17 protein-coding genes are annotated in these 19643 nt (G+C 63.1%); 15 read left to right on the forward strand and 2 right to left on the reverse strand.

What is annotated here, in order from left to right:
* The first annotated feature begins 5 nt into the window (after window positions 1-5).
* Complete coding sequence (locus HMPREF9371_RS03210; RefSeq protein ID WP_009118455.1) at window positions 6-1391, forward strand: phosphomannomutase/phosphoglucomutase; 1386 nt, start codon at window positions 6-8, stop codon at window positions 1389-1391.
* Window positions 1392-1417: 26 nt separating this feature from the next.
* The gene (gene mnmC1 / locus HMPREF9371_RS03215; protein ID WP_009118456.1) at window positions 1418-2974 is read left to right on the forward strand and encodes an FAD-dependent 5-carboxymethylaminomethyl-2-thiouridine(34) oxidoreductase MnmC1; all 1557 of its coding nucleotides are present in this window, start codon (window positions 1418-1420) and stop codon (window positions 2972-2974) included.
* A gap of 74 nt (window positions 2975-3048) precedes the next feature.
* On the opposite strand, the gene HMPREF9371_RS03220 is transcribed toward mnmC1, so the two are convergent.
* Window positions 3049-3678, reverse strand: coding sequence for a GyrI-like domain-containing protein (locus HMPREF9371_RS03220; protein WP_009118457.1), 630 nt, complete (start codon window positions 3676-3678; stop codon window positions 3049-3051).
* A gap of 261 nt (window positions 3679-3939) precedes the next feature.
* Here HMPREF9371_RS03220 and murJ point away from each other — a divergent pair, with 261 nt between their 5' ends.
* The 9 genes from murJ (at window position 3940) to HMPREF9371_RS03265 (ending at window position 15794) form a co-directional block, all read left to right on the forward strand.
* Window positions 3940-5481 carry a murein biosynthesis integral membrane protein MurJ gene (gene murJ, locus HMPREF9371_RS03225; RefSeq protein ID WP_009118459.1) on the forward strand — a complete coding sequence of 514 codons (1542 nt, stop codon included), beginning with the start codon at window positions 3940-3942 and terminating at the stop codon, window positions 5479-5481.
* A 49-nt stretch (window positions 5482-5530) separates the two neighbouring features.
* Window positions 5531-7219, forward strand: coding sequence for an AMP-binding protein (locus HMPREF9371_RS03230; protein ID WP_009118460.1), 1689 nt, complete (start codon window positions 5531-5533; stop codon window positions 7217-7219).
* Window positions 7220-7304: 85 nt separating this feature from the next.
* On the forward strand, window positions 7305-9632 hold the full coding sequence (locus HMPREF9371_RS03235; RefSeq protein ID WP_009118461.1) for an MMPL family transporter: 2328 nt from the start codon (window positions 7305-7307) through the stop codon (window positions 9630-9632).
* 353 nt (window positions 9633-9985) lie between these two features.
* The gene (locus HMPREF9371_RS03240; protein ID WP_009118462.1) at window positions 9986-11233 is read left to right on the forward strand and encodes an NAD(P)/FAD-dependent oxidoreductase; all 1248 of its coding nucleotides are present in this window, start codon (window positions 9986-9988) and stop codon (window positions 11231-11233) included.
* A gap of 160 nt (window positions 11234-11393) precedes the next feature.
* A complete protein-coding gene (locus HMPREF9371_RS03245) occupies window positions 11394-12725 on the forward strand; it encodes an NAD(P)/FAD-dependent oxidoreductase (RefSeq protein ID WP_009118463.1) in 1332 nt (443 codons plus the stop codon).
* 96 nt (window positions 12726-12821) lie between these two features.
* The gene (locus HMPREF9371_RS03250) at window positions 12822-13229 is read left to right on the forward strand and encodes a hypothetical protein (RefSeq protein ID WP_009118464.1); all 408 of its coding nucleotides are present in this window, start codon (window positions 12822-12824) and stop codon (window positions 13227-13229) included.
* Complete coding sequence (locus tag HMPREF9371_RS03255; RefSeq protein ID WP_009118465.1) at window positions 13226-14434, forward strand: beta-ketoacyl-ACP synthase; 1209 nt, start codon at window positions 13226-13228, stop codon at window positions 14432-14434. Before HMPREF9371_RS03250 ends, HMPREF9371_RS03255 begins: the two co-directional genes overlap by 4 nt.
* Window positions 14427-14924 carry an ApeP family dehydratase gene (locus HMPREF9371_RS03260; protein ID WP_009118466.1) on the forward strand — a complete coding sequence of 166 codons (498 nt, stop codon included), beginning with the start codon at window positions 14427-14429 and terminating at the stop codon, window positions 14922-14924. Before HMPREF9371_RS03255 ends, HMPREF9371_RS03260 begins: the two co-directional genes overlap by 8 nt.
* Before the next feature lie 159 nt (window positions 14925-15083).
* Entirely contained in the window at window positions 15084-15794 is a 711-nt protein-coding gene (locus HMPREF9371_RS03265) for a hypothetical protein (protein WP_009118467.1), read from the forward strand.
* Window positions 15795-16026: 232 nt separating this feature from the next.
* On the opposite strand, the gene HMPREF9371_RS03270 is transcribed toward HMPREF9371_RS03265, so the two are convergent.
* Window positions 16027-16959, reverse strand: a complete 933-nt coding sequence (locus HMPREF9371_RS03270) for a LysR family transcriptional regulator (protein ID WP_040660728.1) — start codon at window positions 16957-16959, stop codon at window positions 16027-16029.
* A 165-nt stretch (window positions 16960-17124) separates the two neighbouring features.
* Here HMPREF9371_RS03270 and mltG point away from each other — a divergent pair, with 165 nt between their 5' ends.
* The 4 genes from mltG (at window position 17125) to HMPREF9371_RS03290 (ending at window position 19628) form a co-directional block, all read left to right on the forward strand.
* On the forward strand, window positions 17125-18120 hold the full coding sequence (gene mltG, locus HMPREF9371_RS03275) for an endolytic transglycosylase MltG (protein WP_009118469.1): 996 nt from the start codon (window positions 17125-17127) through the stop codon (window positions 18118-18120).
* Between the two features lies 1 nt (window position 18121).
* On the forward strand, window positions 18122-18712 hold the full coding sequence (locus HMPREF9371_RS03280) for an inner membrane-spanning protein YciB (protein WP_009118470.1): 591 nt from the start codon (window positions 18122-18124) through the stop codon (window positions 18710-18712).
* 92 nt (window positions 18713-18804) lie between these two features.
* Complete coding sequence (locus tag HMPREF9371_RS03285; protein ID WP_009118471.1) at window positions 18805-19227, forward strand: VOC family protein; 423 nt, start codon at window positions 18805-18807, stop codon at window positions 19225-19227.
* A 5-nt stretch (window positions 19228-19232) separates the two neighbouring features.
* Window positions 19233-19628 carry a GNAT family N-acetyltransferase gene (locus HMPREF9371_RS03290; protein WP_009118472.1) on the forward strand — a complete coding sequence of 132 codons (396 nt, stop codon included), beginning with the start codon at window positions 19233-19235 and terminating at the stop codon, window positions 19626-19628.
* The last annotated feature ends 15 nt before the right edge of the window (window positions 19629-19643 follow it).

Consider the following 19643-nt stretch of genomic DNA (forward strand, 5'->3'; position numbering starts at 1 on the left):
ACACCATGCCCGACATCGCCCCCGATATTTTCAAAGCCTACGACATCCGCGGCATCGTCGGCCGCAACCTCACCGAAGAGGCCGCCTATCTCATCGGCCGCGCGATAGCCGCCCGCGCCGCGGCGCAAGGCATCTGCGAAATCGCCCTCGGCCGCGACGGCCGCCTCAGCGGCCCCGCCCTGATGGCCGCGCTGGCCCGCGGCCTCACCGACAGCAGCCTCAAGGTGCTCAACGTGGGCATGGTGGCCACCCCCATGCTCTATTTTGCTGCCGTGCAGCATTGCGGCGGCAGCGGCGTGATGATCACCGGCAGCCACAACCCGCCCGACTACAACGGCTTCAAAATGATGCTCGGCGGGCAAACCCTGGCCGGCGACAACATCCAGGCCCTGCGCCACCGCATCGAAACGGAAGATTTTGTTTCAGGTAGCCCGCACGGCCATGTGCGCCAACACGACATCGCCGCCGAATACCAAAACCACATCAGCGGCCACATCCGCCTGGCCCGCCCGCTGAAAATCGTCATCGACGCCGGCAACGGCGTGGCCGGCGCTTTTGCCGGCAAGCTGTACCGAGCCTTGGGCTGCGACGTTACCGAACTCTTCTGCGAGGTGGACGGCCACTTCCCCAACCACCATCCCGATCCGGCCAAACCGGAAAATCTGCAAGACCTGATGCGCGCCCTGCGCGAGAGCGACGCCGAAATCGGCCTGGCCTTCGACGGCGACGGCGACCGCTTGGGCGTGGTCACCAAAGCCGGCCACATCATCTACCCCGACCGCCAGCTGATGCTGTTCGCCCAAGACGTGCTTTCACGCCACCCCGGCGCCAAGATTATTTTCGACGTCAAATCCAGCCGCCTGCTCACGCCATGGATCACCGAACACGGCGGCGAAGCCATCATGGGCAAAACCGGCCACAGCTTTATGAAAGCGGCGATGAAACAGCACGGCGCGCTGCTGGCGGGCGAAATGAGCGGCCATGTGTTTTTCAAAGAACGCTGGTTCGGCTTTGACGACGGCCTCTACGCCGGTGCCCGCCTGCTGGAAATCCTTTCAGCTAGCCCCGACCCCAGCGCCGTGCTCGACGCCCTGCCCGAAGGCGTGTCCACCCCCGAAATCAATATTGACGTGCCCGCCGGCGAAAACGGCCACGCCCTCATCGCCGAATTGGCCGCGCAAGCCCGCTTTGCAGGCGAGCAGCAACGCATCACCCTCGACGGCCTGCGGGTGGAGTTTGCCGACGGCTTCGGCCTGATGCGCGCCTCCAACACCACGCCGGTGCTGGTGCTGCGCTTCGAGGCCGACAACGCAGCAGCGCTGGCGCGCATTCAGGCGCAATTCCGCACCGTCATCGACCGCCGCCCCGGCTTGATTTGGCCGCAAGCCTAAAAACCTGTTCCCAACCGCCACCCACCATGACCGCCGCCCTGATTTGGCACCGCCTGCCCGATGCCGATACCGCAGCCGCCGCCTGCCAAGCCCATCCGCAGGCAGCGTGGGTGGTTTTGTGCGACGAGCCTGCCGCCGCCACAGGCTACCTGAAAACCGATCATCCGGGTTTTCACTTCATCCAAAGCTGTGCCGCCGGCGCCGCCAACTATCTGCCTGCCACCGACAACCCCTACCGCCGCGACTTGTGGCTGCTGCCCGCGCAAGAGGCCGCCCGGCTGTCCGCCTACGGTTTCCATCCCCTGCATTGGCAGGATGGTTCGCAGCAGGAACAGCACATCGAGCCGCGCCCACCCTGGCTGCAAGCCGCCCCGCTGCTGCCGGCGGAGCACATCGTGGTGGTCGGTGCCGGCATCGCCGGCGCCGCCACCGCCTATGCGCTGGCGCGGCGCGGCGTTCAGGTAACCGTGCTCGAACAGGCCGCCCCCGCCCAAGCCGCCTCCGGCAACCATCAGGGCCTGCTCTACGCCAAAATCTCTCCCCACCCCACCGCGCAAACCCGCCTGCTACTCGCCGCTTACGGCTTCAGCCTGCGCCTGTTGGCCGCTACGCTGGATCCCGCACATTGGCAGGCCTGCGGCGTGCTGCACCTCAACCACAACGCTGCCGAAGGCAAACGCAACGCCGCGCTGGCCGCCCAAACCGCCAACCGCCACCTCTATTACCCCGTTTCCGCCGAACAAGCCGCCGCCCTAGCCGGCACCGATCTGAACGGGCTCGACGGCCTGTTGTGGCCGCAAGGCGCTTGGATCCATCCGCCCGCTTGGGTAGCCGCCCTGCTGGCCCACCCCAATATCCGCCTGCTGCCCGCCCACCGCCTCGAAAGCGTGCACCACAACGGCCGCCTCTGGCAGCTGGCCTGCGCCACCGCCAACGGCCGCCACAACTTGGAGGCCGGCCACCTTGTCTTCTGCACCGGCGCCGACGCCCTGCCCCAAGGCATCGCCCCTTTCCCGCTGCACGCCATCCGCGGCCAAACCTCGCTGGCCGCCGTTGGCGAACACAGCCCGCCGCTGCGTTGCGCCCTCAGCGGCGACAGCTACGTCGCTCCCGCCTACCGCGGCCGCCACTGCTTCGGCGCCAGCTTTGTGCCGCACGACCGAAATCAAACCTGGCGGCCGCAAGAAGACCAAACCAACCGGCAGGCTCTGGCCGCCCTCGCCCCCGAGCTGCACCGCAGCCTGGGCGACACCCTGCCCGGCCACACCGCCCTGCGCGCCGACTGCCACGACCACCTGCCCGCCGTCGGCCCGCTCGGCGACTACGCCGCCATGCAGACGTGTTACGCCAAGCTGGCCGCCGACCGCCGCTATCCCTTCCGCACGCCCTGCCCTTATCTGCCCGGCGTGTTCCTCAACACCGCCCACGGCAGCCGTGGGCTGGCCACCGCCCCCTTGTGCGGCGAGCTGATTGCCGCGCAAATCCTCGGCCTTCCCCTGCCGCTGCCGCCCGATTTGGCCGCCGCCCTCGCCCCCAACCGCGTGCTCGCCCGCCGCATCTCCCTGTCCAAAAGCACGTCTTGAAACCTTTGCAAAAGGCTCTGCCCATTAAAAAACCCCCTCAATTCGCTTGCCAGGAATTTAGGGGGTTCGGTTTTTTAAACCGCTTCTCTTACCGCATACCTCAAAATGGTTTTCAGCTTGTCTTCGGCTGTTCTGCCGGCATTGTTCAGATATATCTCCCGGTGGGTATCGCCGTTTCTTGCCAGCCCCATTTCCCGAACGAACCGATCCATTTTTTCAAAAGAGGCAGGCTCGTCGTCATAGCTGCCTATATGCAGAATCTGCACGGATTTTCCGTCTGTCATCCGCTCAAAATCGATTTCGTCGTATAAATCATTCGGTTTTTTCTTACGCACATTTTCCAGCGCCTGTGCAAATATTTCCCGCGTAACGCCATCCGGCTGCTTGATCATCAGCGTATATTGCAAGCAGCTTTTATCCAATGCCTCCCCTTCCGCCGCCGCCCGCTCCCAAATGCCTTCCAAAGGATAGACCGCAAAATCGGTGATCTTGTCCTCAGGCTCTGTTTTCATCATCGCCTTAAACAGCATTTTGATTGCATAGGCCAAGGAGTACAAAGCGGATACCCTGGCCGAAAAATCCGCCTCATTGGGATTGCCCGCGCCTTTGATCATGATGAATGTTTGGGCGGGCACATCCACCAACTCAGGCTTTTGCTTAACGCCATACCCGCTTTTTTCGCTCTTTTTCCATTCGTATTTCATTTTACTTTTCCTTTTGACAATCAATCAGAAACACTATACGCGCACCCATTTCGCTGCCAAGCCTTGGCCGAAACCTTGGCAAAATCCCAGATGCAGATGCCTCTCAAGGCGCAACGGGTGCAGACCTGTTCTGTACAAGGCCAAGCGGGCGGGCAGCACAAGGCAGAAATGCGCCGCCAATGGGAGCACAGGCCTCAGGCTACCTGAAAACCGCCGCTTACGGTAAACTCCGCACCTTTCGGTTTTACGGCAAACAACACGATGAATCTCCTCGGCGCGCTGGCCAAACTCGGCAGTCTGACCATGGTTTCGCGGGTGCTCGGCTTTGTGCGCGACGCCATTTTGGCGCGGGTGTTCGGCGCGGGCGACGCGATGGACGCCTTCGTGGTGGCCTTCCGCCTGCCCAACCTTCTGCGGCGCATTTTTGCCGAAGGCGCGTTTGCCCAGGCCTTTGTGCCGATTCTGGCCGAATACAAGCAGAACCGCTCCCCCGCCGCCACTCAGGCTTTTGTGCAGCATGTGGGCGGCATGCTTCTATTTGCGCTGATGATGGTGACTGCCATCGGCGTGATTGCCGCGCCTTGGGTGGTGTTGGCCACCGCCAGCGGCTGGCGCGACGGCGACGACCGCTTTGCGCTGGCCACCCTGATGATGCCGGTGATTTTTCCCTATATCCTGCTGATTTCGCTGTCGTCTTTTGTCGGCAGCATTCTGAATACCTACGGCAAATTTTCCATTCCGGCTTTTACGCCGGTGCTGCTGAATGTGTCGTTCATCGTGTTTTCGCTGTGGCTTTTGCCGTATTTCGACCCGCCGGTGATGGCGCTGGCGTGGGCGGTGTTTGCCGGCGGCGTGCTGCAATTGGTGTTCCAGCTGCCGTGGCTGTGGCAGATCGGCCTGTTGAAACGGCCGAAGCTGAAATTCCGCGATGCGGCGGTCAACCGCGTGTTGAAACAGATGGTGCCGGCCATCATGGGCACTTCCGTGGCGCAGATTTCGCTCTTGATCAACACCAACTTCGCTTCCTATCTGCAAAGCGGCAGCGTGTCGTGGATGTATTTTGCCGACCGCCTGATGGAGCTGCCCACCGGCGTGCTGGGCGTGGCTTTGGGCACCATTCTGCTGCCCGGCCTCTCCAAACACGCCGCCAACCAAAATCCGCACGAATACTCCGCCCTGCTCGATTGGGGCCTGCGCCTGTGCCTGCTCTTGGCCGCCCCTGCCGCCGTGGGGCTGGCGGTGCTGTCTTTCCCGCTGGTGGCCACCCTGTTTATGTACGGCAGCATCGGCGTGTTCGACGCGCAAATGACCCAACAGGCGCTGATCGCCTACGCCGCCGGCCTGCTCGGCCTGATTTTAATCAAGGTGTTGGCGCCCGGCTTCTACGCCCGCAAAGACATCAAAACGCCGGTAAAAGTGGCGGTGTTCACCCTGATCTGCACCCAGCTGATGAACTTACTGTTCGTCTGGAAACTGCAACACGCCGGCCTGGCGCTGGCCATCGGCTTGGGTGCCTGCCTCAACGCCGCCATGCTCTATGTGCTGCTGCGCCGCAAAGGCTTTTACCAGCCCAAACCGGGCTGGACGGCCTTTCTGCTCAAGCTCGCCGCCGCCCTGTTGGTGATGGGCGTCGGCCTGTGGGGGCTGGAGGGCTGGTGGCAGCCCGAATGGGTGGCCGCCGGCGGCCTGCAGCGCGCCGCCCAACTGGCCGCCCTGATTGCGGCCGGCATGCTGCTGTATTTCGCCAGCCTCGCCCTGCTCGGCTTCCGCCCCCGCCATTTCAAACGCAGCGAAATGGCTTAAATAACGGTTGCCGCCGAACAGGCTACCTGAAACCTTCCTCTTTCCCGCCATGCCGATTGCTTTTCTGCCCGATACCGCGCCCGACGCCCTAATTGCCGACCATTGGCCGGCCGACGCCTTCCGCCGCGCCACCGCCGCCCTGGCCGCCGAGTTGCAGGCGCGGCAAATCGCCGCCGTCGCCTTATGGTTTGACGACGCCGCCCGCTTCACCTCCGCCCTGCTGGCCGCCTGGCAGGCCGGCGCCGACGTGTATCTGCCGCCCAATCTGGCCGCAGACAACCGCCGCTGGGCCGAGCAACACGCCGCGCTCTGGCTTACCGACCAGGCCGATTTCCCCGCCCCCCATCTGCGCCATCACGACGCCCTGGAGCAGGCAGCCGAACCCGCCGGCGGTTCAGGTAGCCTCTCGGTGCCGGCCGGCGCCGCGCTGTATCTGAAAACTTCGGGTTCTTCCGGCGAAGCCAAAGTGATCCGCAAAACCGCCGCCCAAATGCAGCGGGAAGCCCAAGCGCTGGCCGCCTGTCTGCCGCCGGCATGGCGGGGCGTACGCGCCGTCGGCAGCGTCAGCCCGCAGCACCTCTACGGCCTCACCTTCCGCATCTTCACCGCGCTGGCCGCCGGCTGGCGCATCGGCCGCCACGCCTGCCCCTACCCCGAAGACCTGCTCGCCGCCTCGGACGAACCCTGTATCTGGATTACCAGCCCCGCCCTGCTCAACCGCTTGGGCGAAGGCCGCAACTGGCACACACTGCGCGGGCGGGTGCGCGGCATCCTCAGCGCCGGCGGCGCCCTGCCCGAGGCCACCGCCGAACTGCTGCACCGCGAGCTGGGCTTTTACCCCACCGATATTTACGGCAGCACCGAAACCGGCGTCATCGCCCGCCGCCAAGGCAGCGGCGCTTGGACGCTGCTGCCCGCAACCCGTGCCGGCCTCAACGAAGATGGCGCCTTGTGGGCCGAATCCCCGTGGTCGGACGGCCGCCAGCAAACCGCCGATGCCGCCGTGCTGGCCGAAGACGGCCTGCATCTGGCCGGCCGCTGCGACCGCATCATCAAATTCGAAGACAAACGGGTGTCGCTGCTGCACATCGAACACCGCCTGCTGGCGCACGAATGGGTGGCCGACGCCCATTGCGGCCGCCATCCGCAACACCGCCACCTGGCCGCTTGGACGGCGCTCACCCCCGCCGGCATCCAAGCCCTGCGCGAACAGGGGCGGGCCGCCGTGCAGCAGGCATTAAAAAACTGTGTGGCCGCCGAAATCGACACCGTGGCCGTGCCGCGCTACTGGCGTTTCGCCGCCGAACTGCCGCGCAACGCCCAAGCCAAAATCCGCGAGCAGGATTTTCAGGCAGCCTTCGGCACACCGCAAACCGCTCCCGAATGGCGGCTGCTGCACAGCGACGAAGCCGCCTGCGAATACCGCTTCGGCGGCCGCGTGCCGCTGGATTTGGTGTATTTCGGCGGCCACTTCGCCACCTTCCCGCTGGTGCCCGGCGTGGTGGAAGTGCAATGGGCCATGGATTTGGCCGCCCGCTTCGCGTGGGGCCGCGGCGCCGTAACCCAGATCGAAAACCTGAAATACCAGCAGTTTGTGCGCCCGCATGATGAAATCGTGTTGCAGCTGCGCTGGGACGCGGCCAAACGCAAAATCCATTTTTCCCTGCACCAGGGCGAGCGCCCCTGCGCCTCCGGCCGCGTGGCGTTGGCGCCCGAAACCGATGCACAGGCTACCTGAAACCGCTGCTTATCTTTCAGGTAGCCCCAAATCGGCCCAACCCATTTGTTAACCATCCGACCACAGGCTGAGACCTTTTCCCGCCATGAAACCCCTTTCCCTGCTTTACAGCCTGTTCTGTCTGTGCCTGCTGGCCGTGCTCGGCTGGCAGCTGCCGCAGGGCGGGCGCATCCAAACCGACCTTTCCGCCCTGCTGCCGGCCGAGGCGGGGGCCGATGCCGTGTGGCAGGCCGCCGATGCCGCCAACCGCCGCCTGCTCAACGGGCAGATTGTGCTGCTGGTGGGCGCGGAAGAGGCCGACACCGCTTTCCGCGCGGCTGAAGAAACGGCGCAGCGCTGGCGGCGAAGCGGCCTGTTCAGCCGCATCGACGCCGCCGTCACACCCGATTTGGCCGCCCTGCGCCAATCGGCGCAAACCCTGGGTTTGGCCACCCTGCCGCCGGAACAGGTACGGCAGCTGTATCACGCGCCGCAGCAGTATTTCCAACAGCGTGCCGAAGCGGCGGCCAATCCGTTTTCAGGTAGCCTGTTGCCGCTGGAAGACGACTGGCTGGGCTTCGGCCGTTATCTGCACGAAAAACAAGGCGCGGCCAAGCTGCAATGGCAGCCGGAAAACGGCTGGCTCTACACCGAGCACGAGGGCAAAACCTGGGTGTGGCTGCGGGCGAAACTGCCCGAACAGCAGGCCGCCGCCGGCCTGCCCGGCCTGCTGCCGCTGTTGGCCGACAGCCGCCGCGCCGCCGCCGCGCAGCAAGCCGAGCTCATCGCCGCCGGCGGCGCCCTGTTTGCCGCCGAAGCCAAAGCAAAGGCCGAGCGCGAAAGCAGCCTGATGTCGGCCTTCGGCCTCACGCTCACCTTCGCGCTGCTGTGGTGGGTGTTCCGCAGCGGCCGCATCCTGCTGCTGTTTCTGCCCCTGGCCGCCGGCCTGCTCACGGGCTTGGCCGCCGCGCTGGCCGTATTCGGCCAAGTGCACATCCTCACCTTGGTCATCGGCACCAGCCTGGTGGGCGTGTTGGTGGATTTCCCCCTGCATTGGCTGGCACCTTCCCTGTTCCGCCGGCCGTGGCAGCCTGCTGCAGCCATGCGCCATGTGCTGCCCACCTTCCTCATCGGGCTCGCCATCACGGTATCCGGCTATGTGCTGCTGTGGTTTACCCCGCTGCCGGTGTTGCGCCAAACCGCCGTGTTCTCCGCCGCCGCCCTGTTGGGCGCCTTCGCCGCCACCGTGCTGTGGCTGCCCGCGCTGTTCGGCCGCTACACGCCCCGCCCCGGCGCCTTCGCCCGTATCATCCGTGCGCTGGCCGAGCGTCTGCCCAATGTTTCAGGTAGCCTCAAACTGCCCGCCGTGCTGTTGCTGCTTGCCCTGGCCGCCGGCATCGCCCGCAGCAATTGGGCCGACGACATCCGCCATTGGACCGCCACCCCGCCCGAGCTGCTCGCAGACACCCGCCGCGTGGCCGAACTGAGCGGCATAGAAAGCAGCGGCCAGTTTGTGCTGCTTCAGGCCGACTCGCCCGACCGCCTGCTCGAAGCCGACCGCGCCCTGTTGGCCGAATGGGCGCGCCAAGGCGTGTTTGCGCGCGGCGACGTGGCCTCCGTGCAGTCGCTCAGCCAATGGCTGCTGCCCGAAAACGAGCAGCGCGCGCTCAAACAGCGCCTGCGCGAGCTGGCCGGGCTACCTGAAAGCCACGCCCCGTTGCAAGCGCTGGGCGTACCGGAAGCCCTCATCCGCCAGGCTCTGCTGCAAGCCGCCGAGCAGCCAACCGTCAGCCTGGCCGACAGCCTGCAAGACGACAGCGCCGAAGCCTGGCGCACCCTCTATCTGGGGCAGGTCGGCAATCAATACGCCGCCGTCATGCGGCTCAACGGCATCCGCCATCCCGACGCCCTGCGCGCCGCGCTCGACACCGACTGCCGCGGCAAGACCGTCTGCCGCCGTTGGGCCGACCAACGCCAACAGCTCAACCGGCAATTCCACGCCACCCGCAATCAGGCCGCCTGGCTCAAACTGGCCTCTTTTGTGCTGGCCTGGCTCATGCTGTGGCGGCTGTTCGGCCTCAGGCGCGGCAGCCTGATATTGGCCGTGCCCTCGGCCGCCGCCGCCGCCTGCGTGGGCCTGCTCGGCTGGCTCGGCGTCCCTGTCAGCCTGTTTGCCATGTTCGGCTTGCTGCTCACCGCCGCCATCGGTGTGGATTATGCCGTATATGCCCTCACCGCCCGCGAACCGCGCGCCGCCCGCATCGGCGGCATCGTGCTCGCCGCCTTCACCACCGGCCTTTCCTTCACCCTGCTCGCCTTCAGTAGCACCCCCGCCGTGGCCGCCTTCGGCCTCACCGTGGCCGCCGGCTGTGCCTTCAACTGCCTGGCGGCCGTGTGGCTGACACGCCATCCGGCCCAGCATCTCGAACCATAGGTCGGACACCCATATCCGACCTGCTTTGCAATATTTTTCAACCTTCCCAAACCCGGTCCACCGCCAAAGCAATATGGAGGCTGAGACCTGGACAAAATCTTCACATATAGAGGTATGTCCAAGGCGTAGCAGCGCAGCGAGTGGGAACGCAAGGAATCTGCATGGAACAGACACATCCGATCAATAGGCAAGCGAGCAAGCAGCGCTCCACGCAGAAATGCGCTGCAGATGGATGAAGGTCTGGAAAGTCTCCGCCTTGGCCAACAGCAAACAGCCCGCCATGCTTGCCAAGCCTGCCGAATCGTGATTTGATAGGGCTTCTCTGCCGCAGACGGCATCTTCAGGAGCCCGTGATGACGGAACAATTCGATGTGGTTGTAATCGGTGCCGGCCCCGCCGGCTCGGTGGCCGCCGCCCTGCTCAACAAACAGGGCTTTTCTGTTTGCGTGTTGGAAAAACAGCATTTTCCGCGCTTCGTGATCGGCGAAAGCCTGCTGCCGCACTGCATGGAGTTTCTGCAAGAAGCCGGTTTTCTGCCCGCCATCGAGGCCGAACCCGGCTTTCAGTTTAAAAACGGCGCCGCTTTCAGCTGGGGCAGCCGCTACACCCATTTTGACTTCACCGACAAATTCAGCCCCGGCCCCGGCACCACGTTTCAGGTGCGCCGCGCAGTGTTCGACAAAATCCTGATCGACGAAGCCGCCAAGCAGGGCGTGGACGTGCGTTTCGGCGAAGCCCTCACCGCTTTCGACAACCACGGCGACAACGCCCTGCTTTCCGTGCAGCGCGAGAACGGCAGCGCCTATCTTCTGGCGGCACGCTTTGTGCTGGATGCCAGCGGCTACGGCCGCGTGCTGCCGCGCCTGCTGGACTTGGACACCCCCTCCCATCTGCCGGTGCGCGAAGCGCATTTCACCCACATTGACGACCGCATTACCGCGCCCGATTTCGACCGCAACAAAATCCTGATTTCCACCCATCCTGTGCACCGCGATGTGTGGCTGTGGCTGATTCCCTTCGGCGACGGCCGCAGCTCCATCGGCGTGGTCGGCCTGCCCGAACGCTTTGCCGGCCTCGGCGATTCGGAAGCGGTGCTGAAAAAATTTGCGGCGGAAGTGCCCATGCTTTCGCGTATTTTGGCCGATGCCGAGTGGGACAATGAATTTCCCTTCCGCCACATCCAAGGCTATTCGGCCAATGTGAAGGCCCTGCACGGCAGGCATTTCGCTCTCTTGGGCAACGCCGCCGAGTTTCTCGACCCCGTGTTTTCCTCGGGCGTTACCATTGCCATGCATTCGGCCAAATTGGCCGCCGATCTGCTGGGCAGGCAGCTCAAAGGCGGCAAAGTGGATTGGCAGGCGGAGTTTGCCGAGCCGCTGATGGTGGGCGTCAACGCTTTCCGCACTTATGTGGAAGGCTGGTATGACGGCAGTTTCCAAGACGTGATCTACGCCGACAACCGCAGCCCCGAGATCAGCCGCATGATCAGCTCGATTCTGGCGGGCTATGCTTGGGACACCGCCAACCCGTATGTGGAAAAATCGCGCCGCCGCCTGGCCGCGCTGGCCGAAACGGTAGGCCCGGCCGCCATTCGGCAATAGACATAGGAACGCGCATTCGCCGCTTGTCGGCCTGCTGCGGTTTTAAAAAAGCGGCCGGCATCGAACAAGGTTTTGCCTTAACGCAAAACCGGGATATCTGAAAAGGATTATCCTCATTCCCCCACAACCCATTTCCCTATTCCTGACCTCAGGAGCCTTTATGCACCACAGCTACGATGTCGCCGTGATCGGTGCCGGCCCCTCCGGGGCGGTGGCTGCCGCCCTACTCAATAAACAGGGTTTCAGCGTTTGCGTGTTGGAGAAACAGCATTTTCCGCGTTTCGTGATCGGCGAGAGCTTGCTGCCGCACTGCCTGGAAATCATCGAAGAAGCCGGTTTCCTGCCCGCCGTGCAGGCCGGCCTCGGCTTCCAATACAAAAACGGTGCCGTCTTTACCTTCGGCGAACAGTGCAGCCGTTTCGAATTTACCGACAAATCCAGCCCCGGCCCCAATACCGCCTTCAATGTGCAGCGCGAACGCTTCGACCAGATTCTGATTGAAGAAGCGGCCAAGCAGGGCGTAACCGTGTGCTTCGGCGAAGAAGTGACCGCTTTCGACAACAGCGGCAGCCACGCGCAACTGAGCGTACGGCGTGAAGACGGCAGCAGCTACACGCTGGAAGCGGCATTTGTGCTGGACGCCAGCGGCTACCACCGCGTGCTGCCCCGCCTCTTGGGCTGGGACATCCCCTCCGACCTACCCACCCGCCAGGTGCATTTCACCCACATCGACGACCACATCACCGACCCTGCTTTCGACCGCAACAAAACCTGGGTGGCGGTCCACCCCGAGCACCGCGACGTGTGGTTGTGGCTGATTCCCTTCAGCAACGGCCGCAGCTCCATCGGCGTGGTCGGCCTGCCCGAGCATTTTGCCCGATTCGGCAGCTCGGCCTCGATTCTGAAAGCCTTTGCCGGCGAAGTACCGATGTTCGCGCGCTTTCTGGCCGACGCCCGCTGGGACAACGGCTTCCCCTTCCTTTATCTGCCGGGCTATTCCGCCAGCGTGAAAGCGCTGTACGGCAAACATTTCGCCCTCTTGGGCAATGCCGCCGAATTCCTCGACCCCGTGTTTTCCTCCGGCGTCACCACCGCCGTCCATTCCGCCAAGCTGGCGGCCGACCTTTTGGGCAAACAGCTGCTCGGCGGCAATGCAAACTGGCAGACCGAATTTGCCGAACCGCTGGCGGTGGGCGTGAACGCTTTCCGCACTTTGGTGGAAGGCTGGTACGACGGCCGCTTCCAAGACGTGGTGTTTTCCGGCCGCAGCCAGCCCAAAGTGCGCCGCCTGATCAACTCGATTCTGGCCGGTTACGCCTGGGACGGCGACAATCCTTTTGTGGCCCAACCCGAACGCGGCTTGGCCGCCCTGCACAAAGTCGCCGGCAAAAAAGCGGCAGCCGCAACCGAAGCGGCCGAACCGCCGCCGGCAGCGGAAACCGAAACCAATCAATTCCCCGGCACCGCACCGTTTTCCTTTCCTTGCTTTTAGGGCGTATCGTCAGACAAACCGCAAAGAGACACGGCATTAGACGGCCGCGCCGTTTTCAGGTAGCCTTTCGCCCCATTCCCCCAAAGGCTACCTGAAATGCAGTTTTCCCGTTTCTCCGTTCTATCTGCCCTGCTGCTGGCCGCCTGCGCCGCGCCTTTCCCTGCGCAATCGCTGCCGCAGTTGGCCGCGGGCGACAGCCGCTGGTTCAAATTGGAGCGGCTCAACCCGCAGGGCGAAGTGGAACAAACCTCGCTCTTGGCGGTGCAGGGCGAAGGCGGCGGCCGCAGCCGCTGGATCCAAACCGATGCCTTCGGCGCCCCGCAGGCCCGCCTGCTCGCCACACCCGAAGGCTGGCAGCGCGACGGCTTTATCTGGCCCAACCGCGAAGCCGGTGAATTATTCCAAAACCTGTTCCCCTACATCAACGAACCGCACAGGCTACCTGAAACCCTGCCGGCCCGCCCCGACGGCCGCTGGCGCATCACCCCGATTACCCCACCATGAATACAGCCGTCTATCTGGGCGAACCGGCGCTGGTTTCCGCGCTAGGCAGCGGTTTGCCCCAACACCTGCAACAATTATTCCGCAACGACGCCCGCCCGCCGCTCACTTTCAGCAGCGAATGGATTGCCGGCAAAAGCCGCGCCTTCGGCGCAGTGAACGAGGCGCTGCGCGATTTTCCCGCCTCGCTGCCCGAAGCGCACCGCAGCCGCAACAACCAGCTGCTGTGGCATGCGCTGGCGCAAATCGAGCCGCAAATCGAAGCGGCACGCGCACGCTACGGCGCCGAACGCATCGGCGTGGTGATGGGCACCTCCACCAGCGGCGTGGATGAAAACCTGCCCCTGTTCCGACATGTGGCCGCAGGCGGCGCCTGGCACGAAGTGCCCTTCAAACAGCAGCAGCAAATCCATTCCGCCCCCGCCGACTTCACCGCCGCCGTTTACGGCCTCGCCGGCTCCTGCTACGGCGTTTCCACCGCCTGCACTTCCGGCGCCCGCGCCCTGATCAGCGCCGCCCGCCTGCTGCGGCTGGGCGTGTGCGACGCCGTGGTGTGCGGCGGCGTGGACACCCTCTCCCCGCTCACCATCAACGGTTTCGACGCTCTAGACGTCCTCTCCGACGGCATCGCCAACCCCTTTTCCCGCCACCGCAACGGCATCAACATCGGCGAAGCGGCCACCGCCTTCGTGATGACCTGCGAAGCCGGCAGCGGCCTGCCGCTCATGGGCTACGGCGCCAGCAGCGATGCCTACCATATGTCTTCCCCCCGCCCCGACGGCTTGGGCGCGGTACAGGCCTTCCACGCCGCCCTGCGCCACGCCGGCCTCACGCCCGACGCCGTGGGCTGGATCAATCTGCACGGCACCGCCACCCGCCACAACGACAGCATGGAAAGCCGCGCCGTGGCCGAAGTATTCGGCCCGCACACCGCCGCCACCTCCACCAAGCCCTTTACCGGCCACACCTTAGGCGCGGCCGGCGCGCTGGAAGCCGCCCTGCTGTGGGGCATAGTCAGCCCCGTTCATAATCCCGAAGGCCGCCTGCCCGCCCAATATTGGGACGGCGAGGCCGACCCCGAGCTGCCCGCCATCGCCCTCACCACGGCCAACAGCCGCTGGCCGGCCGGCCGCCGCATCGGCGCCAGCTCCTCCTTCGCCTTCGGCGGCAACAACAGCGTGTTGATCATCGGAGCCGAGCATGCCTGAGTGCCCCATCACCCGCCCCGCCGACCTGCTGCCGCACAGCGGCCGCATGGTGCTGCTCGACCAAGTATTGTCTTACGACGACCACAACCTGCACGCCACCGCCACCCTGCGCCCCGACTGCCTGCTGCTCCCGCCCGGCAGCAAAAGCCTGCCCGCCTGGATGGGCATGGAAATCATGGCGCAGGGCATCGGCGCCTGGGCCGGCGCCCGCGCCTTAGACCAAGGCCAGCCCGTGCGTCTGGGCTTTCTGCTCGGCACCCGCAAACTGCAGTTCGGCGTGCCCGACATTCCGGTCGGCACCGTGCTCGACGTGCGCACCGCCCTCTCCTGGCAAGACAGCGGCGGCATGGGCGTGTTCGACTGCAGCCTCAGCTGCCGCCAAGCCGCCCCCGGCAGCACGCTCGCCGCGGACACCCTGCTGCTGGCCGCCGCTCTCAATGTGTTCAGCCCCGCCAGCGACGAAATCCTGCAGCAAACCCTGGCCGGTTGATGCAGCCCAAGCGCGTGCTTGGCGGCTTCAAATAATCATCAGGCTACCTGAACGCTCTTTTCAGGTAGCCCATATCGTTGCCCAGCTATTTTTATGCCGGTTCCGACTCAAGCAAACGGTTTCCAAACCGGCCTACTCCTTCATTGATTTTAGACAAACATGATGCGCGACCCTGAATTCTTCCTGTATCGCTATGCTCCCACCACCAATATCATGGCTTTTTTGGAAGTTCGCTATGACAAGCTGGTTGACTCTATCGCTCAGTGGGAGCGTAAGCGGGATAAATATTGCGAAGTGCCCACGCAAAAAATCGATATTGACGGTACATGGGAGCAGAGATTGAACAGCCTGCTGCCGCTTGATCGTTCGAAAGTGATGATTTCCGAAACACAATCCCAATGGTGTGTTTATGTTGATAACAGTAGACAAGGTACCGATCTCAACTCCGATCCATATTTTTTGTATAAGGAATTAGGTGTCCGTGAAATATCAGTCGTTATGGTACGGGATATCCCTAAGGTCAAGCCTGGTTCAACTCAATTTATGTATGGCGATGGTACTCAAGCTACAAAAATAGTTTCTGAAACAGGCTGGCACTATGAGGCTCCAGGTCGCTATATTGCAGCCCATCGCGAAAGCCGTTGGGAATTCGAAGAATGGGGCGAACCGTTTCCGTTCGAAGAAGTAGAGCAATACCAGGCCCGGCGCATCAAAGACCGCCTGACGCCTGAAATGGTGGAGCGCTATTGCAGCCATTTCGGCATCGATTTGTTCAACCCGGATTTCTACAGCGGCCGCGCCTGTATTTTTAAAACCCAAATGCACCCGGACAGCCCGAAGTTACTGCAATTTCCCAATCAGCAAACATAGTCCGAAACCTTTGCAAAACCTCCAGATGTGGGTGCAGTTCAAGGCGTAGCAGCGCAGCGAGCGTGAACGTCAGAAATCCCTGTGGGACAGACATATCATATAAATAAATAGGCTAAATAAATAGGCTAAATAAATAGGCTAAATAAATAGGCTAAATAAATAGGCAAGCGAGCGAGCAGCGCACAACGCGGAAATGCTCCGCAGATGAGAGTTCTGCAAAGGTCTCACGCTGTCAAACAGTCATTTCCAACACACTCAAACCGGGCAGGTCGGCAAAGCCGCGGTCGCGCACGATTTGGCAGAAATTGTCGAGGTAGATTTTGTCGGCATCGTCGCTGCGCATGGCCGCGTACAGCTCGCTGGTGAGCGGCGTACTGCCGATGGGGCGGGCCACGATATAGCCTTTTTCCAGATAGGGCATCACCGTCCAATACGGCAGCGCCGCAATGCCTCGCCGGCTGGCCACCAACTGCACGATGGCAATCGTCAGTTCGCTGTGGCGGCGCGGCGGGTTGATGCCGGCGGGCAGCAGCACTTTGCGCAAAAGGTCGAGCATATCGTCGGGCACGGGGTAGGTGATCAGGGTTTCGTCGGCAAAGTCTTCCGCCTGCCACACCGTTTTATCGGCCAACGGATGGTCTTTGGCGCAAATGCCTACCATTTCGTAGGCAAACAGCGCCTGATAGCTGATGCCGGCCTGCGGCAGCGCTTCGGACACAATTGCCAAGTCGGCGCGGTGCTGCAGCAGCAGGCCCACGGGGTCGGCCTGAAAACCCGACACAATGTCCAGCTCCACCTGCGGCCACAGCGGACGGAAATCGCTCATCGCCGGCATCAGCCAGTCGAAACAAGTGTGGCACTCCACCGCCAAACGCAGCTCGCCCGCGCCGCCTTCCACAATCTGCACCAGCTCGCGCTCGGCGGCGGCCACCTGCGGCAGAATCTCGCGCGCCAGCTGCAGCAGCCGCTCGCCGGCCGGCGTGAAGCGCACCGGGTTCGATTTGCGCTCGAACAGCGGGGTGGCGTAATAGTTTTCCAGCGCACGGATCTGGTGCGACAAGGCCGACTGGGTGAGAAACACCCGCTTGGCCGCCAGCGACACGCTGCCGGTTTCTTCCAAAGCCAGCAGGGTTTTCAGATGGCGCAGTTCGATGATGGATTCCATAAGCAGAAAAAAGCGGTGGCACGGAATGCCCATTATCCCTTAAATCCGGCGTGTCTCGCACACGGTTTTTTACATCGCTGACGAGGGGTTTTAGGTAGCCGCTGCGCCGCGCCCTCCGCTATACTGCCGCCTTTTTCGCACACACCACATCCGCATCAATCAAACATGTTGAAAAAAGCCGTCTATTTTTTTACCGCACTGGCGACCGCAGCCTTAGCGGCCTTTGCCTTGCTGCTGTTTCTGCCCAAAGACACCCAATCGCAACGGATTAAAATCGAGCGCGGCAGCGGCATCGCCGGCGTTTCGCGCAGCTTGGCCGCACAAGACGCCGTTTACAGCCGCTACGTCTTCCTGCTCGGCGCCTACCTCAACGGCGCCCACAAACACCTCACTCCGGGCAACTACCGCCTACAGCCGCGCGCTTCCAGCTGGCAGATTCTGCAACACCTGAAAAACGGCAAACCCGACACCGTAACCGTACGCATCATCGAAGGCATGACCTTCGCCCACATGCGCCGCATCATCAACCGAACCGCCGACATCCGCCACGACACCGCCGGCTGGAGCGACCAGAAACTGCTGGCCGAAATCGCCCCCGACGCCGCATCCAAGTTGCCCGAAGGCCTGTTTTTCCCCGACACCTACGAAATCGACAGCGACAGCAGCGACCTGCAAATCTACCGCAGCGCCTACGCCAAAATGCAGAGCGAGCTCGACCGCGCCTGGAACCGCCGTGCTGAGAAACTGCCCTACGAAACCCCCTACGAGCTGCTGACCATGGCCAGCATCATCGAAAAAGAAACCGCCCACCCCGAAGACCGCGCCGACGTGTCCGCCGTATTCGTCAACCGCCTCAACATCGGCATGCGCCTGCAAACCGACCCCACCGTGATTTACGGCATGGGCAACGCCTATCAGGGCCGCATCCGCCGGGCCGACCTGCGGCGCGACACCCCCTACAACACCTACACCCGCCACGGTCTGCCGCCCACCCCCATCGCCCTGCCCGGCCGCGCCGCGCTCGAAGCCGCCGCCCAACCCAGCCAGGCGCGCTACCTGTATTTCGTTTCCCGCATGGACAACACCGGCAAAAGCCAATTCAGCCACACCCTGGCCGAACACAATGCCGCCGTGCGCCGCTACATCCTGAAGAAAGAATAAGATGACCGCCCTGCTCGACCTTTTGCCCCTGATTGCCTTTTTCTTCGCCTCGAAAAAATTCGGCCTGATTGCCGGCGCCGCCGCCGTTCTCGTCAGCACGCTGGCCGTGTACGGCGTCCACCTAGCTCGCCAGAAAGGCAAACTCACCAAACAGCAATGGACGGTGCTGCTGCTCACCATCGTGTTTTGCGGCGCCAGCATCCTCTTGCAGGACGACCTCTACCTGCGCTGGAAAACCCCCGTCATCAACCTGCTGTTCGCCTTGGCGCTCGGCATCAGCGCCCTCATCGGCAAACCGCTGATTCAGGCCGTGGCCAAAGACATCTTCCGCCTCAGCCCGCGCGGCTGGCTGCGCCTCACCTGGGTATGGGCCGCCTTCTTCCTGCTCCTGGCCGCCCTGCACTACTGGATCGGCCTTTACGCTTACGACGAAACTTCGGAAAGCTCGAAAAACCTGTTTATCAATTTCAAAAGCTACGGCCAGCTGATTTTGATGATTGTCTTTATGCTCGCCCAAGGCATCGTACTCAGAGGCTACCTGAACACCGACGCCGAAGCAGCCAACGCCCCCGAGCAGGAAAAACAGCCTTAAACTCAGCCGGTAAAAGCTTTTCAGGTAGCCCGAAGCCGCCCTGAACAGGCTACCTGAAACTCACTTGATCCATCACCAATAGGAGCCACACCATGTCTGCCAATCCCAGCATTCTCTCCCACGTTTCCCTCGGCACCAACCGCTTTGCTGAAGCCGTCGCGTTTTACGACCGCGTACTGGCCACCCTCGGCATCGGTAAGGTGATGGACATCAGCGACGAATTCCCCGCCGTGGCCTACGGCCGCGCCTACCCCGAATTTTGGATTCAGGCGCCCCACAACGGCGAGGCCGCCGAAACCGCCAACGGCGTGCACATCGCCTTTTATGCCGAAACCCGCGAAGAAGTGGACGCCTTCTACCGAGCCGCATTGGCGGCCGGCGCACAAGACGACGGCGCCCCCGGCCCGCGCCCGCATTACGGCGCCGAATACTACGGCTGCTTCGTACGCGATTTGGACGGCCACAAAATCGAAGCCATGGCTTGGCTTGCGCCGGCCACCGCGTCAGAAAGGTAAACGCCATGCCCATCGACTACCGCATCAATGCTCCCGTCAGCGCCGAACAATTTTCCGGCCTACTCTCACGTTGCAGCCTCGGCGGGCGCCGCCCTACTGATTTGGCGGTGCTGCGCACCATGCTCGAACAGGCTGATCTGACCGTAAGCGCCTGGGACGCAACGGAATTGGTCGGCATCGCCCGCTCGCTTACCGACTTTGCCTACTGCTGCTACCTCTCCGATCTTGCCGTGGCCGACAGCCACCAACGCGCCGGCATCGGCCGCGCCTTGCTGGACCACACCGCCGGCCGCTTGCCCTCTGGCTGCAAGATCGTGCTGCTGTCCGCTCCGCAGGCCGTCGATTATTATCCGCACATCGGCTTTCAGCCCCATCCTTCGGCTTGGGTGAAGCCGGTATAGATATCGGTGTCAATG

The organism is Neisseria shayeganii 871 (assembly GCF_000226875.1).
GTDB classification, from domain to species: Bacteria; Pseudomonadota; Gammaproteobacteria; order Burkholderiales; family Neisseriaceae; genus Eikenella; species Eikenella shayeganii.